This window comes from Burkholderia cepacia, assembly GCF_001039005.1.
Classification (GTDB): Bacteria; Pseudomonadota; Gammaproteobacteria; order Burkholderiales; family Burkholderiaceae; genus Burkholderia; species Burkholderia theae.
In genome coordinates this window covers 1-21265 of record NZ_LDWR01000042.1, presented here as the reverse complement: position 1 = coordinate 21265, position 21265 = coordinate 1, and the positions used below count along the sequence as shown (strand labels likewise).

General features: G+C 66.1%; 17 protein-coding genes. 4 read left to right on the top strand and 13 right to left on the bottom strand.

Going from position 1 to position 21265, the window contains the following annotated elements:
- From VL15_RS23765 to VL15_RS23720, 10 genes are read right to left on the bottom strand one after another with little or no spacing between them, the layout of a single operon-like run.
- Positions 1 to 984 carry a ferritin-like domain-containing protein gene (locus VL15_RS23765; RefSeq protein WP_048248940.1) on the bottom strand — a complete coding sequence of 328 codons (984 nt, stop codon included), beginning with the start codon at positions 982 to 984 and terminating at the stop codon, positions 1 to 3.
- A gap of 1 nt (position 985) precedes the next feature.
- Positions 986 to 1606 carry a hypothetical protein gene (locus VL15_RS23760; RefSeq protein WP_048248939.1) on the bottom strand — a complete coding sequence of 207 codons (621 nt, stop codon included), beginning with the start codon at positions 1604 to 1606 and terminating at the stop codon, positions 986 to 988.
- Between the two features lies 1 nt (position 1607).
- Positions 1608 to 2483 (bottom strand): hypothetical protein, encoded by an 876-nt coding sequence (locus VL15_RS23755; RefSeq protein WP_048248938.1) that lies wholly within the window; start codon positions 2481 to 2483, stop codon positions 1608 to 1610.
- Positions 2484 to 2490: 7 nt separating this feature from the next.
- Positions 2491 to 2745: an acyl carrier protein gene (locus VL15_RS23750; RefSeq protein ID WP_048248936.1), complete on the bottom strand. Its 255-nt coding sequence runs from the start codon at positions 2743 to 2745 to the stop codon at positions 2491 to 2493.
- 59 nt (positions 2746 to 2804) lie between these two features.
- Entirely contained in the window at positions 2805 to 3902 is a 1098-nt protein-coding gene (locus VL15_RS23745) for a hypothetical protein (RefSeq protein WP_048248934.1), read from the bottom strand.
- Positions 3903 to 3915: 13 nt separating this feature from the next.
- Complete coding sequence (locus VL15_RS23740; protein WP_048248933.1) at positions 3916 to 5256, bottom strand: hypothetical protein; 1341 nt, start codon at positions 5254 to 5256, stop codon at positions 3916 to 3918.
- The gene (locus VL15_RS23735; protein ID WP_048248931.1) at positions 5246 to 5986 is read right to left on the bottom strand and encodes an outer membrane lipoprotein-sorting protein; all 741 of its coding nucleotides are present in this window, start codon (positions 5984 to 5986) and stop codon (positions 5246 to 5248) included. Before VL15_RS23735 ends, VL15_RS23740 begins: the two co-directional genes overlap by 11 nt.
- On the bottom strand, positions 5983 to 7200 hold the full coding sequence (locus tag VL15_RS23730; protein WP_048248930.1) for an ABC transporter permease: 1218 nt from the start codon (positions 7198 to 7200) through the stop codon (positions 5983 to 5985). The genes VL15_RS23735 and VL15_RS23730 overlap by 4 nt, the downstream gene beginning before the upstream one ends.
- Complete coding sequence (locus tag VL15_RS23725) at positions 7172 to 7882, bottom strand: ABC transporter ATP-binding protein (RefSeq protein ID WP_048248929.1); 711 nt, start codon at positions 7880 to 7882, stop codon at positions 7172 to 7174. Before VL15_RS23725 ends, VL15_RS23730 begins: the two co-directional genes overlap by 29 nt.
- Complete coding sequence (locus tag VL15_RS23720) at positions 7879 to 9639, bottom strand: fatty acyl-AMP ligase (RefSeq protein ID WP_048248927.1); 1761 nt, start codon at positions 9637 to 9639, stop codon at positions 7879 to 7881. The genes VL15_RS23725 and VL15_RS23720 overlap by 4 nt, the downstream gene beginning before the upstream one ends.
- Before the next feature lie 382 nt (positions 9640 to 10021).
- On the opposite strand from VL15_RS23720, the gene VL15_RS23715 reads away from it, so the two are divergent.
- From VL15_RS23715 to VL15_RS23705, 3 genes are all read left to right on the top strand, one after another.
- A complete protein-coding gene (locus VL15_RS23715; protein WP_048248926.1) occupies positions 10022 to 10969 on the top strand; it encodes a fatty acid desaturase family protein in 948 nt (315 codons plus the stop codon).
- 31 nt (positions 10970 to 11000) lie between these two features.
- On the top strand, positions 11001 to 11861 hold the full coding sequence (locus tag VL15_RS23710; protein WP_048249067.1) for a ferritin: 861 nt from the start codon (positions 11001 to 11003) through the stop codon (positions 11859 to 11861).
- Between the two features lie 582 nt (positions 11862 to 12443).
- Positions 12444 to 13436, top strand: coding sequence for a LysR substrate-binding domain-containing protein (locus VL15_RS23705; protein WP_048248925.1), 993 nt, complete (start codon positions 12444 to 12446; stop codon positions 13434 to 13436).
- A 307-nt stretch (positions 13437 to 13743) separates the two neighbouring features.
- On the opposite strand, the gene VL15_RS23700 is transcribed toward VL15_RS23705, so the two are convergent.
- The 3 genes from VL15_RS23700 to VL15_RS23690 form a co-directional block, all read right to left on the bottom strand.
- Positions 13744 to 14136: a cupin domain-containing protein gene (locus VL15_RS23700; protein ID WP_419188688.1), complete on the bottom strand. Its 393-nt coding sequence runs from the start codon at positions 14134 to 14136 to the stop codon at positions 13744 to 13746.
- Positions 14137 to 14198: 62 nt separating this feature from the next.
- Positions 14199 to 16553, bottom strand: a complete 2355-nt coding sequence (locus tag VL15_RS23695) for a sensor histidine kinase (protein ID WP_048249065.1) — start codon at positions 16551 to 16553, stop codon at positions 14199 to 14201.
- Complete coding sequence (locus VL15_RS23690; protein WP_048248924.1) at positions 16546 to 17379, bottom strand: response regulator; 834 nt, start codon at positions 17377 to 17379, stop codon at positions 16546 to 16548. Before VL15_RS23690 ends, VL15_RS23695 begins: the two co-directional genes overlap by 8 nt.
- Before the next feature lie 1443 nt (positions 17380 to 18822).
- Between VL15_RS23690 and VL15_RS40495 the strand changes: the two genes are divergently transcribed.
- The coding region (locus VL15_RS40495; protein ID WP_268991220.1) for an ESPR-type extended signal peptide-containing protein at positions 18823 to 21265 on the top strand (2443 nt) is incomplete at its 3' end.

Genomic DNA, 21265 nt, shown 5'->3' with positions numbered 1-21265 from the left:
TCAGTTGAGCGGCATCGCCGCGTAGTCGAGGACGTCGAGTTTTTCGAAGGTCGCCTGCACGGTCGGCGTGAGCAGGCCCATCTCGCGGATCGTCGGCACGAGACGCCGGAAGATCGAGCGCCGGATCGAACTCGACACCGGCGACTCGCGCACCATCGCGCTGCATTCGCGCTTCGACAGCCCCATCGGTTCCCAGATGTCGTCCGCGCACAGGTGCTCGTACAGCACGGCCGCGCCTTCGCAGACGAACTGCTCGCGCTCGCGCAGCTCGCTCGAACTCATCTCCGCATACACGCGGCACAGCGTGATCCGGCCGACCGCGAAGTGACGCGATTCGTCGCGCTGGATCCGCACGAACAGATCCTTGATGAACGGATCGGTGCTGTATGCGACCACGCTCTGGAAGATCGACAGCGCGATGCCCTCGACAAGCACCTGCATCCCGAGGTTCGTCATGTCGAGCGCGCTGCTCGTGATCGTGTCGTGCAGCAGCCCCTTCAGCGAGCGGCTCATCGGATAGCTGACGTCGAGCTTCTCGTTGACGAGCTTCGCGTAGGCCTCGACGTGACGCGCTTCGTCCATCATCTGCGCCGCCGCGCACAAGCGTGCGCTCAGGCCGGTCTCGGCCGACGCGAGCTTCGACGCGCAGATCAGCGCGGCCTGCTCGCCGTGCAGGATCTGCGACAGCAGCCAGCCCTGCGCGTGATGGCGCACCTCGCGCTTGTCGGTGTCGGACAGCTTGCCCCACAGTTCGGTGCCGTAGATCAGCAGCGTCGGGTCGGGCATGCCGAGCGGATTGGCCGGATCGAGCTCGTGGCTCCAGTCGACGTCGGTCGCGACGTCCCACTGCGCGGCCTTCGCCTTTTCGTACAGCCGGTTCAGCGCCTCTTCGCGCAGCGCGTAGTCGTTCGACATCAGCGCATCGACGGGCATCGACCAGCGGATATCGGCCGTGTCCTGCATAACGGTGAGCGTTTGATTCATGTCAAGGTCTCCCCGGCCGCACGGCGGCGCCGGAATGATGGGCGGAATCGGTCAAGGTGGCGGCGGTGCGCGACGCGCCCGGATGCGGCTCGAGGCGGATCGCATACGACGGCCACGGGCCGCGCAGTTGCGCGTCGAAGGTGTCGGCGAGCCGGGCGGGCCAGATCGCGCAGCACACGCGGTTGTCGCCGGCGAACTCCGCATCGCGCAGGATCCGGTCGCCGATCCATATGATCGGCGTGCCGCGCGCGGCATCGCGCAGCGCTTCGTCGTACAGGTGCACGCCGAGCAGCACGTGCGGCGCGAGCAGTTCGGCCGGCAGCGCGCCGAAGTACGGCGCGCAGACTTCGATGAAGACGCGTGCATCCGGATGCACGGCGTCGCGGATCCGCGCGGTGGCTTCCGCGAGGAATGCGAAATACTGGACGTGGTCGAGCAGCACGCGACGTTCGCCGATGGGTGCGTCGTCTGCGTCGTACGTGTCGCCGGCCGCTTCGGCCAGCGCGGCGCGCGCGTAGTCGGCGGGCGTGTCGAGCGGCATCCGGTACGCGCTCGCCGCGACCGCGACCGGCTGCCGTGCATCGCGCTCGATCCGGTAGGTGAAATGAACGGGTCGCACCATGTCACGCCTCGCCGTGCAGAGAGAACGTCGCGTCCGGCGCGAACGCGATGTCGGCGATCGCGTAATAGCCGTTCAGCGCGAGCGAGCAGACGGCCGCGCGGCGCGGCGTGTCGCCGTCGCGATGCGCGAGCAGCACCGACAGCCACGGATCGCTGCCGAACGCATGACCGAACAGCCCGTGGCCGTCCGGCAGCAGCGGCGTTTTGCCGACGGAAGCCAGCAGCGCGCGGCGCGACGTGGCCGGAAAGAACGGCAGCGCCGCGTGCACGCCGGGGCGGGCCGCGCAGAAGGTGCGGATGTCGCGGCCCAGCCGCATGACTGCGCTGGCGGGCGGCGCGGCGTCCGTGAGCACCGACTGCGCCGGCTCGCGGCCGACATCGACGAGCAGCGTGCAGACGCCGAAACCCGAGTGCCCCCATGCCGGATTGCCGTGCCAGTACGTGTAGCCGTGCACGTCGATGTCGATGATCTGCAGCAGCAGCGTGCGCGGCCCGGTGTCGGCGGTCGTCGCGAGCGCGCGGCGCAGCACGTAACCCCAGCCCGCGCATTCGTACGAGCAGGTCATCCAGTCGGGCGTGTAGTCGTTCGCGCCGGCGAGCGCCTGCGCAAACACGCGGTGCTCCGGCGAGTCGTTCATCAACAGCATCGACAGGATCGTCGAGCTGACCACGTAGTCGTCCGCGCAGACCGTGCCGCACAACCGCTCGCGTTCGGCACAGGCGAGCGCGCCGATCGCCATGGCCGTGTCGGCGAGCGGCACGACCGCGCCGTCGCGCGCCGGCGCGACGCGCCGGTACGCGAGCGCCTGCACGGTCAGCGCGGTCGCCGGGGCCGGCTGGACGGCGGCTGCCGTCGCGGTGGCAAGAGGCGCGAGCATCGTCGTGTCAGGCGGCGTGCTGCTGGCGGCGCAGCTGCGCGTCGAGCTGCTGCAGCGTCGTATATTGCGTGATGTTCAGCGCTTCCGGATCGATCGAACCGTACAGCTGTTCGCAGAACACGATCAGCTCGACGATGTTCAGCGAATCGATGCCGAGTTCGCCGATGCCGGCATCCGTGTCGACGGTCTCGATGTTGAGGATCTTCGCGACTTCGCGGGACAGGATGTCGAGCGCGTCGGCCGGAACGTTCTGGGTCGTCATGAGAGGAGCTCCTGGGTTTTTGAGTGGATTGATCGGGATCGATCGGCCTGTCGCGTGGGTCAACTGCCGGCTTCGCAGCGCAGGCTCTTGCGAAGCTCGTGATAACAACGGTACGAACTGCCTTCCATCTTCGAAAACGCCAGCAGGTCGCGCTGGTCGTCGAAGGTGGCCACCTTGCCGTCGCGCACGAGTGCCGTCAGGAACTCGTTCGACAGCAGCTTGATCGCGAGCACGCGCTGCACCTTGCCGAAGCTGTAGTGCGCGTCGTCGGTCTGGCTGCGCGCGGCGCTGGCGATGAAACGGTGCACGGCGCGTGCGTCGGCATCGAGTTCGACGCGGCCGGTCTGCGCGAGCCAGTCGACGTGTGCCATCAGCGCGCGGACGAAGTACGGCCGCACGACGGTCAGGTATTTGTTGAACACGGTCGGGCCGCCGATCCGGAGGCGGTCCTCGGCGTTGACGCGTACCTGGCCGCCGACGTTCGCGAGCTGCAGGTTGCCCGCGAGGAACGGCGCGCCGCAGGTCGCGCGCTTCAGTTTTCGATATTCGTCGGGCCACACGAGGTACGCGGCCGGGAACATCACGCCCGGCAAGCGGGCCGCGACGACCGCCATGCAGTCGCGGTGCGCCTCGATGCCCCACACCTTGTCGACGGTGAGCGCGAGGCCGCTGTCGTCGCTGCGCACGACCGTGCGCCACGCGGCAAGGGTCGGGCCGCCGCCGTCGCTCATCAGGAATGCGAAGTTGTGACCGGCGTCGATGCAGTCGCATGCGCGACGGTTCTGGTCGTCGGAAAAGAACAGCCCGAACATGATGCGGATGAACGCGCGCATGAATGGCTTGAACAGATGGTGGAAGCCTTCGCGGCCGATCTGTTCGAGCAGCGCTTCGGTGAGCGGCGCCTCGTCGTGCCGCAGCGGCGCCGATGCGGACGAATCGGGCAGCACGTCGGGCGTGGCGGCGCGCAGCGCGATCACCATCTCGCTGTCGAGCAGCCGCACGACGGCGGCTTCGACGAGCCGGGCCGCCGCGCGCGGCGGCGTGCCGATCGTGTCGAGGTGGCGCATGACCGGATACGCGGCCTGGTCGGCCACGCGCAACAGCAGCGGCGGCGACAGCGGAGCAGCGGACGAAGCGGAAACGGAAAGCGTGGACATGGCAGGGTTCCTGTCAGAAGCGCACGCGCACGGCGGCGTCGATGCGGGTGCCGAGACCGACCATCCGGTACTCGGAATTGCTGTCTGAAAATGCGTGCGTGAGCGCGACATCGACGCTCACGCGCTGGTTCACGTCGGCGACGACCTGGGCGATCGCGAGCAGGCCCTTGTCCTGCGGCGAATAGACGCCGCGCAGCGAATACTCGACGCGGCCGATCTTCTTGCCGAGCCGCGCGAACAGGTAGTCGCGCAGATTGCCGTCGGCGCTCACGAAATCGGCCGTGCCGCCGAGGCCGGCCAGCGCGGCGCCGGGCGCGACGGGCAGCAGTGCGTTGTTCGCGCGGACCGCGCCGACGAGCTGGCGCCACTGGTTCGCGTCGTAACGTGCCTCGTCGTGCGACCACTCGACGATCAGCGACAGGTTGCCGGGCAGCGCGCTTTGCATCCCGACCGCGCTGCGCCACATGACCTGGCGGTCGTTGCGGCGGTCGACCGCGTCGTACGCGGCCGGCGAATCGAGCGGCGTGCCGTTCGCGATGAACGCCGGCAGCGGCCGCGTCGTGCCGCGCTCGAGCCATGCACTCGCATAGACGGTGTTCGAGCGTGCGACGTCGAACGACAGCGTCGCGCCGGCGCCGCCGCGGCCCGCGTGACGGCCGGCCAGCAACGCGGCGGAGCCGCCCGACCAGTTGTACGCGCCGCGCACGAGCTGCGTCGCGCCCTGCACGTCGCGGTTGTCGACGTCGTTGCGCAGCGTGCGGTTCTCGCCGGCGATGAACTGCAGCGTGGTCTGTTCGCCGGCCCATTTCGCCTCGACGAGCGGCGTGCCTTCGACGTCGCCGTAACGATCGTAGATGTCCGCCGTCGCGGCCCGCTTCTGGAAGAAGCCGAGCGGAAAAAACGCCTGCGACGTGTCGAGCGGGTCGATCCGCTTGCCGGCCGTGAGCGTGATCCCGTTGTCGAACGCGTAGCGCACGCCGGCCTCGTTGAAGCGGCTGGACTGCGCGCCGAGCGAGTGGTTGCTCGCGACGACGCGAGCGTTCATGAACAGGTTTTCGCCGTCGATGCGGGCGAGCAGGCCGGCTTCCTGCTGGTCGCGCGGTTGGTCGCCGATCAGGTTGCCGAGCAGCGCATGGCCGTCCATGCTGTCGACCGAGCGTGCGTACGCGATGCCGTTCAGCGTGCTGAGCTGGTCCATCAGCGATTCTCCGTGCGCGAGCGAGCAGCCCAGCGCGAGCGGGACGGCGAGCGCGGCGCCTTGCCATGCACGCCGGCACGGCGTGCGGGCGCGGCCGGTCGATGGACGAGGGCGGTCACGATGAGCGTCAGCATGGGCGTCGTGGTCACTGGCCATCGGCAAGCGTGTCGGGATTGAACCAGCCCGACGGAATCTTGCGCGGCTGGCCGTCGAGCATGTCGACGACGCTCGCGCGCTGCTTTTCGATCTCGTTGCGATAGGTGATCTTGCGGATCACCTTGCGCCCGTTCGCGTCGACCGGCGCGGAGAAATCGGCGCTGCGGAACAGCAGGCCGCTGGCCAGGAAGAACTGCGCGCGCACCGGCACGTCGCTGTCCGGCGTGACCCACAGCTTGATCGTCGGATAGACGTTGTCGGGATCGGTCGCGGTCAGGTCGAGCTCGGTGGCCGGCTTGCCGGCGATCGTCGTGGTGCCGGGCGCGGCCGTGGCGCGGTAGCTGTCCGCCCAATGCGTGCGCGTGATGTCGCTGATGACGACTTCGCCCTGCAGCCGCTGCATCCCGTTGATGCGTACCGCGCTGCGCGTGTTCGGCACGTAGAACCAGTGCCCGCGCGTCGTCGCCAGGTACTTCTGGCCGTCGTTCTCGCCGCTGCGGGTCAGCGCGAGCGTGTCGCCGTTGCCGCGCGTATAGACGAGATATCGCGTCGCGTCGTCGGATTGTCCGCCGACCAGGTTCGTGATCTCGATGTTCGTCTGCGTATCGGCGGCCGTGCTGCGATACGCGTCGGCACGGGCAAGCATGGTCTGGGCCGTCGGTGCGTCGGCGGCATGGGCAACCGGCGCGCACGCGACGAGCGCGGCGAACAAAACGCGAATGCGGATCATGGGGCGAGTCCTTCGAGGATGTTGCGTTTGGCGAGTCCGAGCGTCGCGAGCAGCGCCGCCGCCACGCCGAGCACGACGAACGCGCCTTCGACGGCAGCCACGGCGGCTGGCGATACCGTGAATTCGAGCAGGATCGGCTTCACGCGGCCCGGCGGCGCGGGCAGGTGGATCTGCGCGTGATTGAGCGCGACCATCGTGAGCAGTGCCACCGCGATGCCGGCGGCCGCGCCGAGCAGGCCGAGCAGCGCGGTCTCCTGGATCAGCACGCCGCGCACCGTTGCGGCCGGCACGCCGAGCGCGCGCAGCGTCGAGATCTCGCGGCGGCGCTCGACGATGCTCATCAGGATCCAGTTGCTCATCGACAGCAGGATCGTCAGGCTCAGGATCGCGCCGAACACCGAGAACTGGTTCTTGTACAGCGCGACGACCTGGTGATACAGCGACACGAGCTGATCCCACGTCTTCACGTCGAGCGACGGCAGCGCGGCGTGCAGCGTCGCGGCGGCGGCCGGTGTGTGCGACGTATTCGACAGGAACACCGCGATGCGCGACGCACGGTCAGTGCGCAGCAGCGCCTGCGCGGCAGCGAACGTCACGTTGACGATCCGCTCGTCGACGTCCTTGTTGCCGGTACTCATCACGCCGACGATCTGCGCGTCGGTCGCGTTGATGCCGCCGTGCGCGGTCGATGCCATCAGCTGCACGACCGAGCCCACGTGGACGCCGAGCTTGCGCGCGAGTTCGGCGCCGACGACGACCTCGGTGCCGGCGTTCGTCGGCGACAGATAGCGGCCCGACAGCACCGTGTGATAGTCGAAGAAGCCGGGCGGCTCGCGGTTCGGCTCGATGCCTTCGCCGACGAAGCCGTAGCTGAGATCGCCGTTCGAGATCAATCCGTCGAAGTCGATGCCGCGCGCGGTCGTGGCGACGCCGTGCAGCGTCGCCACGGCGCGTGCCGCGGCGGCCTGCTCGTCGGCGGTCAGCCCGTATTGCAGCGGCCGCTCGCCGATCAGGTCGAGGTAGCCGTGATGCAGCACCTGCACATGGCCGACGCCGCTGTCGATCGACCCTTCGCGCACCGCGTCGAAGGTTGCGATCACGTAGCCGAGCGCTAGGCTCGACGCGAACGCGGCGACGCCGATCATCGCCATCGTGAGCACGGTGCGGCGCCGATTGCGCCAGAGGTTACGCCACGCAAACGTCGACCAGTTCACGGTTCACTCCCGGTACGCCGTCGCGCATCTCGATGCGGCGAGGCAGGCGCGCGCACAGACGATCGTCGTGCGACGCAATCAGAAAAGCGGTTCCCAGCGTGCGATTGGTGTCGAGGATCAGCTCGGCGACCGCCTGCGCGTTGATGCTGTCGAGGCTCGCGGTCGGTTCGTCCGCGATCACGATGGCCGGCTCCTTGGCGAGCGCGCGGGCCAGCGCGACCCGCTGCTGCTCGCCGCCGGACAGTTCGCCGGGACGGTGGCGTTCGCGCGCGGCCAGCCCGACTGCGTCGAGCATCGCGCGGGCACGCTCGCGACGTGTGCGCGGCGTGCCCCACGCGAAGCAGCCGAGTTCGACGTTCTCGAGCGCCGACATCACCGGAATCAGGTTGAACTGCTGGAACACGAAGCCGATGCGCTCGCGGCGAATCCGTTCGAGCGTGTCCGGCGCATCGTCGATCCGGCGGCCTTCGAGCCAGCGTTCGCCGGTGCTCGGCACGTCGAGAAAACCCGCGAGGTTGAGCAGCGTGCTCTTGCCGCTGCCGGACGGGCCGACCAGCGCGACCACGTCGCGTCGACCGATCGAAATCGTCGCGCCGCGCACCGCGACGACGCGGCCGGCCCCTTCGTACACGCGCGTGACGTCGCGCAGTTCGAGCACCGGCGAGAGCGATGCGGCCGTCATGCGTACGCTCCCTGTGCGACTTCGGCCGCCGGCGCATGGATCACGGGCAGCGCACCGTTCGCGTAGAGGTCGCGACACTTCAGGCGCTGCAGCTTGCCGCTCGTCGTGCGCGGCAACGAGCCGGGCTCGACGAAGCAGAGGTCCTGCGCGGCGAACCCGATGCGCGACGCGAGCAGTTGCTGGCATTCGATGCGCGTCTGCGGCGTCGCATCGACCGGCCGCGCTTCGATCGCGACGACCAGCCGTTCGGTGCCGGTCTCGGGATCGGGCAGCCCGAACGCGATGCAGGTGCTCTTGCGCAGCGCGCTGTGCGACGCAAGCGCTTCCTCGATCTCGTGCGGGAAGTAGTTGCTGCCGCGAATGATGATGACTTCCTTCTTGCGGCCGAGGATATGGAGCTGACCGTCCGCGACGTAGCCGATGTCGCCGGTACGGAACCAGCCGTCGGCCGTCAGCGGCGCGGCGATCGTGCCGTCGTCGGGGTTCAGGTAGCCGAGCATCACCGACGTGCCGCGGATCGCGACTTCGCCGACCGCGCGGCCCGGCAGCGCATGGTCGCCGTCGTCGAGGATGCGAAACGCCATCCCTTCGATCGGCGTGCCCATCGCGAGCACGGTTTCGGTTTCCGGCTCGCCGAGGTCGTTCGCGGCGGCCGGTTGCGCGTCGCGGCGCTCGATCAGCGCGCGCCGGTCGAGCGTGTCCGCGATCACGTACGGGGCGCCGTCGACCGCGCCTTCGTGCCACGCACGGTGCATCGACACCGCGAGCGTCGACTCGGCCATCCCGTAGCACGGCTGCAGCGCCGATGCCGCGAGGCCGTACGGCGCGAACGTCGCGGCGAAATCGCGCAACGTGGCGTCGTCCACGCGTTCGCCGCCGATGAAGATGTTGCGGCACGCGGACAGGTCGACGCCTTCCATCGCAGTGGCATTGAAACGGCGCACGCAGTAGCGCAACGCGAAGGTCGGCACCGACGTCGTCGTCGCGCGCGCCGATGCGATGCGCTTCAACCAGCCGAGCGGATTCCGGATGAAGCTGTTCGGTTGCATCATCAGCAACGGCGCGCGGTAGTGCAGGTTCGACAGCAGCGTGAGCAGCCCCATGTCGTGATAGAGCGGCAGCCACGACGCGGTGCCGTCGCCGGCCGCGATGTCGAAGCGCACCGATCCGCCGATGCCGAGCACGTTCGCGACCACGTTCTCGTGGCTGAGCACGGCCGCCTTCGGATGCGACGTCGAGCCCGACGTGAGCTGGACGTGATGCGGATCGCGGCCGCGCTTCGCGCTGATCAGCGCGCGCGCGCCCGCTTCCGCGGCGATCGACAGCGTCGCGAGATCGACGACACGGGTAGACGTAGCGGGAAACGCGTCGTCGCGCCAGGCGGCGGACTGTGCATCCGCGGCGATGACGAGGCGCGGCCGGTACAGCTCGCAGGCGACATCGACCACCTGCCGCCCGGCGACGGCGCGCCGCGCGGGAACCGGCACGGTGCAGGGCAGTGCACCCGTCATCACGCAGGCCATCATCGCGGCTGCGTGCTCGATCGATGCGGGCAGCGCGAGCATCACCAGGTCGTTCTCGCGGACGCCGAGTTCGCGCAGCGCGCCGGCCTGGCGAAACACCGTTTCCGCGAAGCGCCGGTACGTGATGTCGGCTTCGTTGCCCGCATCGTCGACGAACGTCATGCGATGCGAGGCGCCCACGACGTCCTCGAGCGATTCGATCAGGCGATGGATGGTGGATGCGCACTTCGTCACGAGGATCTCCCGTTGAGGAACACGGCCGCTCGCGCCACGGTGCCGGCGGCGCCGTTCGTCGAGTGAGGCGGATTCTTGCCGGATCGGCGCAACGCGACAAACGGAATCTTTGCAGGCTATGCATGAGCAGCGCGCATTCACTAGGTGACCGGTCGGTCGCATTCGACCAGTCGTCTAGTTCACGATGTGGTTCGCTCATGCGCGGGCGTCATGCAATGCGTTCGGAAAATTCGTTTGTCCGAAGCATCGACTCACAGAAGAATTGCAACCCGGCAGCGCGCCAGCGTCGTCAATGTCCACGGTGCCGGGCGAGGGTCCGGCCAAGGAGAGCGTTTTGTCCGTCACCTCATCGCTTGTCGCCCGCCCGAAACCGGTTGCAGACATGAAAAGCCGCCCGAGCGGCGTCGTCTTCTCGCTGAAGCTGGCGGTCTACGTCGCGCTGCTCGCGCACGGCATGATGTTCGCGCTGTCGACGCTTGTGATCCTGAAGATCGTCGGCATCGTGCTGATCGGTGCGATGTATGCGCACGGCGTCGAGCTGCAGCACCAGGCGCTGCATTACCAGGGGTTCAGGAGCAAGCGGCTCAACATGGTGTTCGGCGTGCTGGTCGGCATGCCGATGCTCGTGTCGTTCCATGCATACCAGGACAGCCACTTGCGGCATCACCGGTTGCTCGGCACGCCCGAGAACAAGGAGTTCTTCGACTACGGCGACCAGTACGGCGCGAGCCCCGTCGTCAATCTCGGGCTTTGGGCATGGCGGCTGTCGATGGCCGCGCACTATATCCAGTTCGCGAAGAACGTCGCGAAACTCGTCGTGCCGGGCGCGCGCTTCGGCGACAACCCGCTCGTGTCGCGCGCGATCCGTCGCGATCACCTGCTGATGGTCGCGACGATCGCGCTGCTGGCCGGCGTGTCGTTCGCGCTGCACACCTGGTTTGTCGTGTGGGTGTGGGTCGTGCCGCTCGTGCTCGTCGCAGCGCCCGTGCACGCGCTGGTCGAGATGCCGGAGCACTATCGCTGCGACTTGACGAGTACCGACCCGTTCCGCAACACGCGGACGATCGAGAGCAATGCGTTCATGACGTGGTTCACGAACGGCAACAACTATCACGTCGAGCACCACATGATGCCGGGCCTGCCGATCGAGCGGCTGCACGATCTGCATGGCGCGATCGCGCCGCAGATCCGCTACTACCACCGCACGTACCGGCAGTTCTATGGCGCGCTGCTGCGCGGCAGGCTGTCGCCGCGCACGGTGGACGACGATGCGGACGAGCGCGCGCCCGACGCCGAAGCCGGCGCGCCGGCGTCCACGCAGTCGGCATGACCCCATCTGGCCCGAACGCCTTTCGACGACGGTGACGACGATGCTCTATCCCGAACTTTTCAGGTCGCTCGAAGCGGTTCGCTGGGACATGGAGAAGGACATCCCGTGGGCCCGCTTCGACGCTTCGCTGCTCACCGACGAGCAGGCGGAGACGATCAGGATGAACGCGATCACCGAATGGTCGGCGCTGCCCGCGACGGAGATGTTCCTGCGCGACAACCAGCACGACAGCGACTTTTCCGCATTCATGAGCGTGTGGTTCTTCGAGGAGCAGAAGCATTCGCTCGTGCTGATGGAATACCTGCGCCGCTTCAAGCCGGATAGGGTGCCGACCGAAGCGGAGCTGCACGCGGTGCGCTTCCCGTTCGATCCGGCGCCGCCGCTCGAGACGCTGATGCTGCACTTCTGCGGCGAGATCCGCCTGAACCACTGGTATCGCTGCGCGGCCGACTGGCACACCGAGCCCGTCATCAAGCAGATCTACGAAACGATCTCGCGCGATGAAGCGCGCCACGGCGGCGCGTACCTGCGCTACATGAAGAAGGCGCTGAACAATTGCGGCGACGTTGCGCGTGCCGCGTTCGCGAAGATCGGCGTGCTGATGGCGTCGGCGCGCCGCACCGAGAAGCCGCTGCACCCGACCAACCTGCACGTGAACCAGGCGCTGTTCCCGCGCGACACCGTGCAGTCGCGCCTGCCCGATCCGGAATGGCTCGAGCGCTGGCTCGACGAGCAGATCCGGTTCGACGGCGAGTGGGAAAAGAAGGTTGTCGAGCGCATCCTGCACAACCTGTCGATCCTGTTCGAGCGCACGTTCGCGACCGCGCAGGAACTGAACCGCTATCGCCGCGAGGTGACGGCGCGCGCGGACGCGGCGGTGGCGGACGTGTAGTCGGGAGCCGGCCGCAACGCGGTGAAAAACCGCCGATCGCCAATCGCGCTCGGCGGAATATTCATTTCCGGAAATGATCGGCGCGTCAATTTTCTGGCGACGTTGAAATCAAGCGAAATTCCACTTGTTTAGTCATTGGTAATAAACAGGAAATTCATGATTTATATGCATTCGATATGCATGCCGAGATTTTGCATGTTTTCGTAATACGGTAAATCAACTGAAAAGACAGGCAATTGAAATTGATTTGTAGGCATATCGCGATTGCTCCGTTGCAGCGTGAAAACTGCCAACGTAGCGGCGAAATTCGCCCGAAATCCGCCATGGGAGCGGTATTTTTCGCATCAATCACGACACAATATCGTGCACATATTCATTTACAAAATCGTTACTTCATAACGCTTATGTAAGAATGTAGGTATCACGAAAATTGATAGATAAATACAAATGTCATGATTGAAAATAAGAATGAGATGCATGTATGCTTCAATATAAAATCGTTTCCGAATTCAAATGAAAGGAAGCGACTCTGGGAGACGAATAGCGACTTGTTTGACGATGGTGCAACTTTGAGGCGGCGGTATGGCTAATGTGAGATTGGCAAAACGATTGAGAAGTCTGCCTTCGCTGGATTTCCTGAGGGGCTTCGAATGCGCGGCGCGTCATCTGAGCTTCACGCGTGCCGGGCAGGAACTGAACGTCACGCAGTCCGCCGTGAGTCGCCAGGTCAAGGCGCTCGAGGAACAGCTCCGCATCGAGCTCTTTCACCGGCACATCCGTTCGCTGACGCTGACCGACAAGGGACGCGAACTGTACGACGCGATCGCGTTCGCGTTGTCCGACCTGGAATCGGTGATCGGCAAGCTGTCGTCGAGTGTGGGCCAGCGCTCGATCTCGTTGTCGACGACCGTATCGTTCGCGGCACTGTGGCTGATTCCGCGCCTCGGTTCGTTCCGTGCAAGCTATCCGGACATCGACGTGCGCGTATCGGCAACGAGCGAAATTGAAGATCTTAAACGCAAACGTTTGCACTTGGCCGTGCGATATGCAGGGCCGTGTACATCGACCGACGATACGGAAGTGCTGTTTCGCGAGCGCGTCGTTGCGGTCTGCAGCCCGAGCCTGGTGTCCGCCGCGGGCGACGCCGCGTCGATGGTGCCTTCGGACCTCGACAAGCATGTGCTGCTGCATCTCGACGATCCGCGCGGCGAGTGGCCATGGCACGCGTGGAGCCATCTGCTGAGGGAACTCGGCGTGCCGCGCCTGCGGCCGGCCGGCGCGCTGTACTTCAGCCAGTACGACCAGCTTGTTCAGGCTGCCGTCGACGGGCACGGCATCGCGATCGGACGGCGGCCGCTGGTCGACGGGCTGCTGAAGCAGGGCCGGCTCGTCGAGCTGTTTCCGCACTGTACGGTTGGGTCCGGGAGCTATGTGCTCGTCCAGAACCCGGATGCCTGCAACGAGTTCGATATCGCGGTGCTGACCAACTGGCTGCTCGAACAAGCGTGCCACCCGCTTGCGGCGCTTCCGAAGAATGCCGACAGTAATGTCGTGCCGATGTATCGCGTGGGTTAGGGCCTGTTCCCGCTAATAACGGGCTTGCGAACGTGCGTTGCCGGCTGTAGTGCAAGGAGTGAGGAGCGCCGTTTGGCCGCGCCAAACAAGCGACGATCGACGCCGCAATACGGCCGGCAAGGCACGTTCCCCTGTTAGGAAAAATTCATTCGTGGGGCTGGCCCCCAGAAGGGCCGATCGCCGCGTCATGCTCCTCGCGAATACGTCGAGTATTCGCTTCGTCGCATTCCTCGCGCTCGGCCCTTCTGGGGGCCAGCGCAAGCCCGTTATTAGCGGGAACAGGCCCTAGTCAGGCAGACGAACGAACTCAGCGCGACGCGCGCAACTGCTCGTCGATCGTCCGCGTCAGCGGTGACGCGACGTCGCCGGTGTGCTTCGTCTGCACGGGTTCGATCAGCACGATCCAGCATTCGTCGTCCGCGACCGGATTGTGCAGCGTGCCGCGCGGCACCACGTGCATCGAACCGGCCGGCAGATCGACGACGCGGCCGCCTTCGTATTCGATCCTGAGGTGCCCGCGCACGACGAAGAACAGTTCGTCTTCGTGCGCGTGATCGTGCCAGACGAGCTGTCCGCGTACTTTGGCAACTTTGACGTACTGATCGTTGACCTGTGCGACGACTTTCGGCGACCAGTATTCCGACACGTCGCCGAATGCGGCTTCGAGGTCGAATGATTCGGCAAACACGTTGACGGGCACGGTGATCTCCAGGCAGGGATGAAGGATGCGGATCCAGTCTCGCACTGTCCGCGGTTGCGCCGTCAGGCCGGTTCGGCCGAATCCGTTTCGGCATCGAACGACGTATCGGCAACGTGCGCGCGTTTCAGCGAGCGGGCCAGTTTCTCGATCGCGTGCAGATCGAGCGTATCGAGGTGATGGCGCACGTCCTGCACGAAGGCCGCATGATCCGGATCGTCCGCAACCTGACCGAGCCATTCCTCGATATCGGTGAGCCGCCCGTCGCCGGCAAGCAGGATCAGCGTGTCGAGCGCATCGGCGGGCGGGCCGTGCATCGTGGGCGCGGCGATTTCCGGCTCGGCATCGTCGTCCGGCTGAAACCGCCGGACGAGCTCCGACACCGGCACGAGCGCGTGCCCGACTACCGGCGCGACGACCGGGAACGAGAACGACGTGCCGACACCCGGCTGGCTGGCGACGGCCAGCTCGCCGCCCATCGCGCCGACGATGCGTTGCGCGATGAACAGGCCGAGCCCGGTTCCGCCGTTCACGGCCTGCACCTGCTGATACGCGCGGAAGATGTCGCGGGTTCCGGTGATGTCGATCCCGATGCCCGTATCGGCTACCTCGAACAGCAGGCGCCACGCATCGCCGTCGCGCGCCGCATGAACCGACAACGTGACCGTGCCGTCGCGCGTGAATTTCGACGCGTTGGACAACAGGTTGAGCAGCACCTGCTGCAGCCGCATCCCGTCGATCGACACCGTGCGCGGCAGCGGCGTGGCCGGCCGGTAGACGAACCGGTTGTCCTGCTGCCCGCACAGCGCGACCGCGTAGTGGCCGATGTCGTCGAGCAGGCCGGGTAGGTCGGTCGTGTCCGGCGCAACGCCGAGCGGCTGCAGTTCGGCCTTCGTGAACGCGAGCAATTCGTCGATCAGCGCGAGCTGGTAGCGGATGCTGCGGTCGATCGACCGGATCAGCCGCGCCTGGCCGCGCGTCGCGCTTTGCAGCAGCAGCTTCGCGTAGCCGTTGATGGTGGACAGCGGCGCGCGCAGGTCGTGGCTGACATAACCGAGCGTCTCGATCTTCTGCTGCATGTGCGTCTTCACCAGCTGCAGCGCGTCGTTGAGTTCGACCGTCCGTTTCGCGACTTCGTCGCGCAGGCGATCCTGTTCGGTGAGCTGGAACTGTTCGAGCCGTTTTCTCGCCTCGGTGCGCTGACGGCCCACGTGGTGGATCCATGCGGCCAGCACCAGCAGGTGCGTGGCGAGCCCGATGATCGCGATGACGGGGTTCGGATAGATATCCGACTTGAGCCAGAACAGGAACGGCGGCAGCGCGTCCATGCCGTCGAGTATCCGGATCAGCATGTTGAAAGTGGCGATCGCGATCGCGATCAGCATCACGCGGCCGGTCGGCGTCCGGCGGATCGCGAGCGTCAACGCTGCGCAGATGTTCACGATCCCCAGCACGGTGTTCAACCGCAGGCAGAACCACGTGAAGGTCAGCAGGTCGCCGCATGCGGCACCGGCGATGCCGACGCATTCGAGCGCGAGGAACGCCATGTAGACGGCACGCATCGGCATCCGGGCCCGCTCGCGTCGCGCGACCGTCAGGATGAAGACGATGAAGCATGCCACCGACAGGTACACGAACACTTCTTCGCCGCGCGCCGCCCACTCGCGTGCGGCGGGCGACAGCGCCATCGCCGCATAACCGCGGTACGCCGCTTCGAACAGCGTCGTGCTCAGCGCCATCGCGGCCAGCACGTAGAACACGCTGCTGCGCGAGAAGAACCCGATCAGCAGCGCGCACCAGACGAGCGCGAGCAACCCGCCGAAGAAACCGAAGTCCCACATCGTGGCGCGCGACTCCTGCGCGGACCAGGCTTCACGGGTGAACGCGGCCGGCGCGAGCCGCATTTCCTTGCGCGACGTGACGCGGATCAGCACGGGGACGCTTTCGCCGGCGCGCAGCGTGACGTCGAGTGTCGGGTACCGCGATGGTTGCCGGTTCGCATCGCCGTCGGTTTCGACATCGGCGGCGGGGAAGCGGCTGGCGTGTGTCCACTGGCCATTCCGCTGGAGATAGAAGTCGACATGGTCGACGCGCGCGTCGCGCAGCACCAGGACCAGCGGGCGCAACGTGCTGCCGCGGTTGCCGAGCGTCGCGCGGACCCACCATGCCGACCGGGAAAACTCGACGTTGAACGCCGGCGTGGTCGCCGCGGATCCACTGCGTGACGGATCGGCGAGCCGGTCGGCGACCTGATCGACGGTCATCGTCGTGCCGGCGTCCTCGAAAAGCGACACGGCTTCCAGTTGCGCGGGGTTGGGCGTCGATGCGGCCCGGGCCGTCGCGCAGGTGACGGCCACCGCCATCAGGAGCAGCAGCAGTGCGCGACATCCCGCTGCCCATGCGGCGTGGCGCCTAGGCATCGTGATGGCGCTCCCCGGGCGTCGGCGGCGCATGGGCCGCATGGCGCTGGCGGCGCCAGTCGGACGGCGTGATGCCGAAGCGCTCGCGGAAGGCCGTCGCGAAATTGCCGGGCGTGGAAAAGCCGATTTCCTCGGCGACGTCGCCGATCCCCATCGACGTCTCCGCGAGGAAATGCATCGCGGCGCGCAGGCGCGTGTCGCGCAGATACTCGAATACGGTCTGGCCGAGATGGTCGCGGAACACGCGGGACAGGCGCTTTTCGTGCGTGCCGACCTGTCTGGCGAGATCTTCGAGCGCCGGCGGATGGCGCAGGTCGCGCAGCAGCACCTCGCTCGCCGCGCGCACCAGCGCCGCATCGGGGTTGTCGGGCAGTTCGGGCAGGTGCGCGAACGGCTGGCTGCGCCGCGTCCGTTTCAGGTGATTGCGGATCCGGGCAATCACTTCCGCCGGTTCGAACGGCTTGACGATGTAGTCGATCGCGCCGGTTTCGAGCCCGGCGATGCGATCCTCGAGATCGCCCGCGGCCGTCAGGATGATGACCGGGATGGACTGCGTCGACGGCGTCGACGCGAGCAGCCGGCAGGCGGCGAACCCGTCCATGCGCGGCATGCGCACGTCCATCAGGATCAGGTCGGGCGCGATCGCCTGCGCGCGGTGATAGGCCTGCAGCCCGTCGAACGCGACGCTGATCCGGCACCGCGCGACACGCAATATCTCGGTCAGGAGCCGCAGGTCGTTCGGGCGATCGTCGACGACAAGAATATGTGCGTCAGCGAGATCCGGCGTGGAGCGAGGCGGCGCCGGACTGGACAAGCGGGATGACATGGTTGCGGACGGGTAGGGAAGTAGGCCTGACGGGCTGAAAGCATCGGCTATGTGCACGATTGTTGCGAAAAATTATATGTCGGCAACAGCCGGATTGTGAGGATTCCGTGCGGCCTGTGTGGGCATATCCGGCGGGGGCGCGGCGCGTTTCCGGCAGCGGCGATCGACGGGGGTGAAACGAAGTGGAAAAACATGCCGAATTATCTTTTAATATCGGTATTCATTTCCGGAAAATCGATTATCTGGTTGAAATGGCCCGGGCGATGAATTCGGGCGTCTCATGTCGAGGATTGGTGTCATTTGGATAAATAGAAAGTGCCGATTCGAGGCTTGACTGATTAAGATTTCATTGATGGCGGTTCGGAAATTTCTTTCACGGAGAAACAGAAATTCGCGTCGGAATGTATGAATGTAAATGTCGTCCGCTTGGGAAAAGGGTTTTTCCGCTCGAGAAAAGGTTTGTTTGAACGAATACCAGCACACTAGCCCCGGCGCGGCTGGAATCGGTTCTTCGAGGTGACCGAATTTGCGCAAACGACTTATCGCTGTCGCATCCCGCTGCACGCAGGATTCAATGTGACATTGGGTGATGAAATTCTCAAAATATGGGAATGCGACGGCAGGCGAATAAATGGCACGAGGGTAATACAGATTTCATAATTCTCCGAATGTGTTCGTATATAAGATAAGCCGGAGAATAGCGAGGTCTGTCAGGTGGTGAGGCATCTGAAAAGAAAAAATCGACGAGGAAATTCGATCGATTAATTCGATGCAAGGTCGTTCGGCGAGCCATCGATGCTTTTCCGGAAATCCGGAAAGAGCGTTTGGCGGCCGAACGGAAAGTGTGAGCGGCGTTGCGTTGGCAGCCTGGCGGTTCGATTCGGCCGGGCGCGATCGCGCGCGGTGCGCTATCGAATCAGGCGGGCACGAAAAATATGAACACGACAGGCATGGCAGATCGACGCACCGGTTCGAGCGAGCCGGCGGCGCATGCTTCAGACCCGGGGACTGCACGGTGTCATCCTCCTCCTGAATGAATCACGACGGGCCGCCCGAGGGTCGGGCCGGCATCCGTCCATCCGGCGTCTGAACGACGCTTTCCCATGAAATTCGAGGTCGCCGCAGGTTCGGCGCGACGGCGCACGCGCGCGCATTGGTCATGCGCCGCGCATCGTGCCGCCGCCGGGACGGCGACATCGGCTTCCGTGTTTCGATAACCGGCGATCGTCGCCGCGCATCGTGCTGCAACGCACATGCGGGGTGCGGTCGCGTGATCGCGATAACGATCGCGAGTGTCGTGCAGCGTTGCTCAGTCGTTTAGTTAGTCATCCAAAGTGAAGAGCGAAGCGTCGCGAGGCAAGCGGAACGCGCAGGGATGCGTTTTCGCCGGCCGCAGCGTGCGTTGTCGCGTCATCCAGCACATGAGAACCGAGGGAAGACAAGATGAACAAGTCGTTCAAGTCGATCTGGAACGAAGCATTGGGAGCCTGGGTTGCGGCGTCGGAGCTCGATCGCGCGCGCGGCAAGCGGGTTGCGTCGTCGAGTCGCGATGCGGCGGGCAGCGCCGAGGTTGTCGAGTCGACCAGCGTCAATGCGCGTTGGAATCCGTCTCCCCGAGGGTTGATCGCGCTGCTGCTGATCGGTGCGGGCGGGTGGGGCACGCAGGCGCAGGCACAGGTGGATTGTACGGCGCCGCCGTACAACCTCTATAGCGGCGGCACGACGTGCGTGGGCTACCAGTCGACCGCGACGGGATCGGGGGCGACGGCGCTGGGTTACCACGCGAGTGCAAGCGGACTTTACGCGGTCGCGCTCAGCCAGTTTTCCCAGGCAATCGCGGACGGCGCAATGGCGCTGGGCGGGGGCTCGATCTCCAGCGGCATCAATTCAGTTGCGCTGGGCGTCAGTTCCAGCGCTTCGGCGGCCGGCGCCAGCGCGCTGGGTACGTTCGCCGTCGCGACGGGGGGAAACTCCACCGCCCTCGGCGTCAGTTCAAGCGCGTTGGCGACTTACGCGTTGGCGGGCGGGTGGTCGAGCACCGCCAGCGGGTCGAGCGCCATCGCGTTCGGTTACCAGTCGATCGCCAGCGGTCTCAACTCGGTGTATCTGGGTGCGCGCACCGCCGCGGGCACCGGCGCGACGGCGGCGGGCGCAGTGGGTATCGGCACGGATGTCACGTCATCCGGCCCGTCTTCGCTGGCTGCGGGAACGGTGGCTCACGCCACTGCCCAGAACGCCGTGGCGTTGGGCGCGGGGGCCGCCGCCACTGGCGTGAGCGCGCTCGGCATGATGAACGGCTCAAGCGCCAGCGGCGCCAATTCGATCGCGCTGGGCGGCGCGGATTCCGTAGCGGAAGGCGGGGCGGCGACGCCGGCGGCGGCGGCGGGCGCGGCAGCGTCCGGCATTCGCGCGATTGCGATCGGCACGGGTTCCAGTTCGGCCGGCCCGTCGTCCATCGCGATCGGCGATTCGGCCGGGACGGGAACGAATACCAACGCCGTCGCGATGGGCACCAGCGCAACGGCGTCGGGCAACAGCGCCATCGCGTTGGGGAATCAGACGGTGGCCGGCAATAGCGATGCGACGGCGCTCGGCTTCAAGTCGCAAGCCCTCGCCGGATCGACCGTCGCCATCGGCGACAGCAATACGGTGGCGGCAGCGGCAGGCACCGGCTCGATCGCAGGCGGCCACAACTCGAAGGTGCTGACGGGCATCGGCGCCGTGGCGCTCGGCGAAGGCCAGACGGTCAGCGGCAACGGCGCGGTGGCCATCGGCGACCCGAGTACCGCGATCGGTACCGGCGCGGTCACGGCCGGTTCGAACAATACCGCGAACGGCAACGGCGCGGTGGCGATCGGCAATTCGAACAACGCGCAGGGCACCGGCTCGCTCGCGCTCGGCAACACGTCGACCGCGGCGGCGGCAGGCGCGGTGGCATTCGGCGCGTCGGCCGTGGCGAACAACGCGAACGATGTCGCGCTCGGCTCGGGGTCGACGACGGCCGCGCCGAATCCGACGGCAAGCGCGGTGATCGGTGGTGTCACGTACAACTTCCAGGGCACGACGCCGACCAGCGTCGTCAGCGTCGGTGCGCCGGGCACCGAACGCCAGATCACCAACGTCGCCGCCGGGCGCATCAGTTCGGCGAGCACGGATGCGATCAACGGTTCGCAGCTCAATGCGACGAACCAGGCGGTCAATTCATTGTCGACGTCGACGGCGTCGAGTGTCAGTTCGTTGTCGACGGGCGTGTCGTCGTTGTCGACGGGCGTGTCGTCGTTGTCGACCGGGTTGTCGTCGGCCAATAGCTCGATCACGTCGCTGTCCACGTCGACGTCGACCGGCATCAGCTCGCTGTCCACGGGCCTCAGCTCGACCGACAGTTCGGTGACGTCGTTGTCGACTTCCACGTCGACGGGCCTGTCGTCGGCCAATAGCTCGATCACGTCGCTGTCCACGTCGACTTCGACCGGTATCAGCTCGCTGTCCACGGGCCTCAGCTCGACCGACAGTTCGGTGACCTCGCTGTCGACTTCCACGTCGACGGGCCTGTCGTCGGCCAATAGCTCGATCACGTCGCTGTCCACGTCGACCTCGACCGGTATCAGCTCGCTGTCGACTTCCACGTCGACCGGGTTGTCGTCGGCCAATAGCTCGATCACGTCGCTGTCCACGTCGACCTCGACCGGCATCAGCTCGCTGTCCACCGGCCTCAGCTCGACCAACAGCTCGGTGACTTCGCTGTCGACTTCCACGTCGACGGGCCTGTCGTCGGCCAATAGCTCGATCACCTCGCTGTCCACGTCGACGTCGACCGGCATCAGCTCGCTGTCCACCGGCCTGAGCTCGACCAACAGTGCGGTGACGTCGCTGTCGACTTCCACGT